Raw genomic sequence first — 3585 nt, forward strand, 5'->3', positions numbered from 1 at the left:
GCTGCGGACGGCGGCGCCGGCGGCCGAGCGGCGCACCTTCGCAGCCCGCTTGTGCCGGGCCTCGGAGCGCAGGGCCTTGTCCGCCTTGGCGAGGGAGCCGGCGGCGAGCACCGTGGCCTGCCAGGTCCGGAAGTCCTTCGCGGTGAAATCCCCGCCGCTGATCCTGCGCAGGTAGTCGTTCAGCGCGGAGGCCTCCACGGCATGCCAGCTGCCGTTCTGCCGGTAGGCAAGGGCCGTCGGGCTGCCACCCTCGACGACTGCTGCCACGAAGGCCGCCACCGCCTTGTCTTCGATGACCGTCTGCCACTGCTGGCCGCTCTTGCCCGGGAAGTCCAGCTCGATCGTGGAGCCCTTCACGCTCACGTGCGTGGCCTGCAGGGTGGTCACCCCGTAGGAGCCGTTGCTGTCCGCATACTCGGAACTGCCAATGCGCAGCGCCCCAATGTCCATGATCCGCACGGCGGCGGCATAGGCCCGGTCCCGAGTGAAGCCCTCCCCCGCCAGGTCCCGCGTCACGGCGGCGCGGATCACCGGCAGCCGGGCGGCGAAGTCGAGGGCACGGTCGAATTTGCGCGCGTCCTGCCGCTGGCGCCAGAAGGGATGGTAGATGTACTGCCGGCGCCCGGCGTCGTCAAAGCCGACGGCCTGGATGTGCCCGTTCGGGTAGGGACAGATCCAGACCCGGCGCCAGGCAGGAGGGATGGCCAGCGCCTTGATGCGCTCCAGTTCGTCCGGGTCCCGGAGCGCGCTGCCATCCGGGGCCCGGTAGCTGAAGCCCGGACCCCTCCTGCGCCGGGTATAGCCCGGCCCGGCCCAGTCGCTGCGGCGCAAACGCGGCATCAGCGCCCTTTCAGGATCCCCTCGACCCAGGCATGTGCCTGGCGGAATGCTTGGTCCTGATGATACCGCGGTACCGAGTATCCGCGCCGGTCCGCCCTCGGGTAGGACCCGAGGAAGCGCAGTTGCGGGCTGACCCGGTGCAGCCCGCGCACCGCATCGGCCACCCGCTCCTCGGCCAGATGCCCGTCGGCGTCGATGCTGAAGAAGTAGTCGCCCAGGTACTGGCCGGTGGGCCGGGACTCGATCCGGCTCAGGTTCACCCCGCGGGTGGCGAACTGCTCCAGGATCTCCATCAGCGCACCGGGGCGGTCCTCCGGCAGCGGGACCACCAAAGTGGTCTTGTCCGAGCCCGTCGGGGCCGGCAGCGGACCGGGCTTGCTGACCAGGATGAAGCGCGTCACGGCGTCGGCAACGTCGCCGATGTCTTCGGCGAGCACGGTCAGCCCGCGCTGCTCGGCCACCAGCGGGGAGCAGATGGCCGCGTCGTACGGGCAGTTCTCGGCCAGCAGCCCCACTGCCGCGGCAGCGGTCGAGGATCCGGGCAGGTATTCCGCCTGGGGAATATTCCTGTCGCTCCACTGCTTGCACTGCGCCCAGGCATGCGAGTGGGTGGACACCGCCTTGATGTCCTCCAGCGCCAGCCCCGGCTTGGCCACCAGCACGAAGCGGATCGGCACCAGCTTCTCCCCGATGATGCCCAGCGGCTCGCCGGTGGAAATCGCATCCAGCGTGGCACTGACCCCGCCTTCGACGGAATTCTCGATCGGCACCATGGCCGCGTCGGCCTCTCCGGTGCGGACCTTCTCCAGCGCGATGTTCACATTGGGGGCGGGGATGCGCAGGGATTCGGCGGCCCCGGAAACCTGCAGCAGGGCGGCCTCGGTGAAGGTCCCCTCCGGGCCCAGGTAGGTGTAGATGGGGGCCATCGGCTACAGCACCGTCGGCTGCTGGCCGTTATCGGACACCATGTCCCGCCCCGCTTCCATCCACGCATCCATGCCGCCGCTGACATTCACCGCGGAGTAGCCGTGGCCCACCAGCCACGCCGCGGCCCGGTAGGAGCGCCCGCCGGTCCGGCAGATCACGTACAGGTCCTCGTCCGGGTCCAGTTCCTCCAGCCGCTCCGGCAACTGGTCCAACGGAATATGCACGGCGCCGCCTATATGCCCGGCCTCCCATTCGTAGTCCTCGCGGACATCCAGCACCTTGGCCCCCGGGCCGATGCCGTCCACGCCCACGTTCTCGATGCCGCTCATGGAACCTCCGAATAGCTGCTGCGGGATCATTTGGAAAACAGCCGGCAGCGGGTTGGCTGGCCGCCGCAGTGCCGTCCCCTCCAGCCTATAGTGGGATCACCCGTGCAACTTAATGAAAATGACCGAGGTACGTGAATGGCCGCCGAACAGCCCACCATCCTGGCCACCTCCGGTGGCTACAAGCCCGGCCACCGGACCAGGCTCGAGTTCAACCACCTGGTCCACCACGCCGTCGAACTCTCCGGCGCCACCGGCCGCGCGCCCCGGATCACCCACCTGGGCACCGCGGGCGGGGACCAGCGGGCCTTCAACAGCGACCTCAGCGACGCCGCACGGGTGGCCGGCTTCGACCTGGCGCACCTGAACCTGTTCAGCATGCCCAACATCGCCAATATGGAGGAGCACCTGCTGGAGCAGGACGTGGTCTGGGTCAACGGCGGCTCGGTGGCCAACCTGCTGGCGGTGTGGCGGGTGCACGGGCTGGACGCGGTCTTCCGGCGGGTCTGGGAGGCCGGGGTGGTGCTGGCCGGCGTCTCGGCCGGTTCCATCTGCTGGTTCCGCGGCGGCACCACCGATTCCTTCGGCCCGGACCTGCGCGCGGTCACCAACGGCCTGGCCCTGCTGCCCTACGACAACGGCGTGCACTACGATTCCGAGCCGCAGCGCCGCCCGCTCGTGCACCAGCTGGTGGCGGCCGGCACCCTGGGCGAGACGCACTGCACCGACGACGGCGTCGGGCTGGTGTACCGGGGCACCGCCCTGGCCGAGGCGGTCACCGAGGTGGAGGGCAAACAGGCCTGGCGGGTCACCGTCCACGCCGGGGACGGCCCGGAGGCCGTGGCCCTGGAGGAACCGATCGAGACCCGCTTCCTCGGATAAGGGCCGGGCGCTCCCGCAAAGGCCCAGGGGGTCCGCAGCGGATGCGAGCGCTGCGGAGCCCACTCCGCCGGACAGCCTTCAATGAACCGTTATGACCGAACTGCATGAACTCACCGCGCTGCAGCAGCGCAACGCCATCCGCGCCGGCGAGCTCGGCGCGCTCGAACTCACCGAGCACTACCTGCGCCGGATCGACCAGCTCAATCCCCGGCTCGGCGCCTTCATTACCGTGACCGCCGAGCTTGCGCTGGCCCAGGCCCGCGTGGCCGACGCCCGCCAGGCGCGCGGGGAGGCCCTGCCCCGGCTGCACGGGCTGCCGCTGGCGTTCAAGGACCTGACCGACGTCGCCGGGGTGAAGACCACGCACGGCAGCTCGGCGCTGGAGCATGCGCCCGCCGCCTTCAGCCACACCCTCGTGGAGGTGCTGCAGCAGGCCGGGGCCATCAGCCTGGGCAAGACCCAGGTGCCCGAGTTCGGCCTGACCTCCTACAGCGAGAACCGGGTTGCCGCGCCGGCGCGCAACCCGCTGGACCCGGCGCTGAGTCCGGGCGGTTCTTCCGGCGGCAGCGCGGCCGCCGTGGCTGCGGCCATGCTGCCGTTCGCGCCCGGG

At 70.5% G+C, this 3585-nt stretch carries 5 protein-coding genes; 2 read left to right on the forward strand and 3 right to left on the reverse strand.

The window, feature by feature from the left end; all coding sequences use genetic code 11:
- The 3 genes from ACFQ36_RS21575 to ACFQ36_RS21585 all read right to left on the reverse strand — a co-directional run.
- Positions 1-840 (reverse strand): DNA topoisomerase IB (locus ACFQ36_RS21575; protein WP_377017417.1); only part of this gene is annotated, 840 nt, incomplete at its 3' end.
- Positions 840-1766, reverse strand: a complete 927-nt coding sequence (gene pheA / locus ACFQ36_RS21580; protein ID WP_377017419.1) for a prephenate dehydratase — start codon at positions 1764-1766, stop codon at positions 840-842. The genes ACFQ36_RS21575 and pheA, both read right to left, overlap by 1 nt.
- A 3-nt stretch (positions 1767-1769) precedes the next feature.
- Positions 1770-2096, reverse strand: a complete 327-nt coding sequence (locus ACFQ36_RS21585; RefSeq protein WP_377017421.1) for a rhodanese-like domain-containing protein — start codon at positions 2094-2096, stop codon at positions 1770-1772.
- Between the two features lie 135 nt (positions 2097-2231).
- On the opposite strand from ACFQ36_RS21585, the gene ACFQ36_RS21590 reads away from it, so the two are divergent.
- Entirely contained in the window at positions 2232-2975 is a 744-nt protein-coding gene (locus ACFQ36_RS21590) for a Type 1 glutamine amidotransferase-like domain-containing protein (RefSeq protein ID WP_377017423.1), read from the forward strand.
- Positions 2976-3066: 91 nt separating this feature from the next.
- On the forward strand, positions 3067-3585 hold a 519-nt coding region (locus tag ACFQ36_RS21595), incomplete at its 3' end, for an amidase family protein (protein ID WP_377017425.1).

Origin of the sequence: Arthrobacter sp. GCM10027362, from assembly GCF_042679445.1 — a bacterium.
GTDB lineage: Bacteria > Actinomycetota > Actinomycetes > Actinomycetales > Micrococcaceae > Crystallibacter.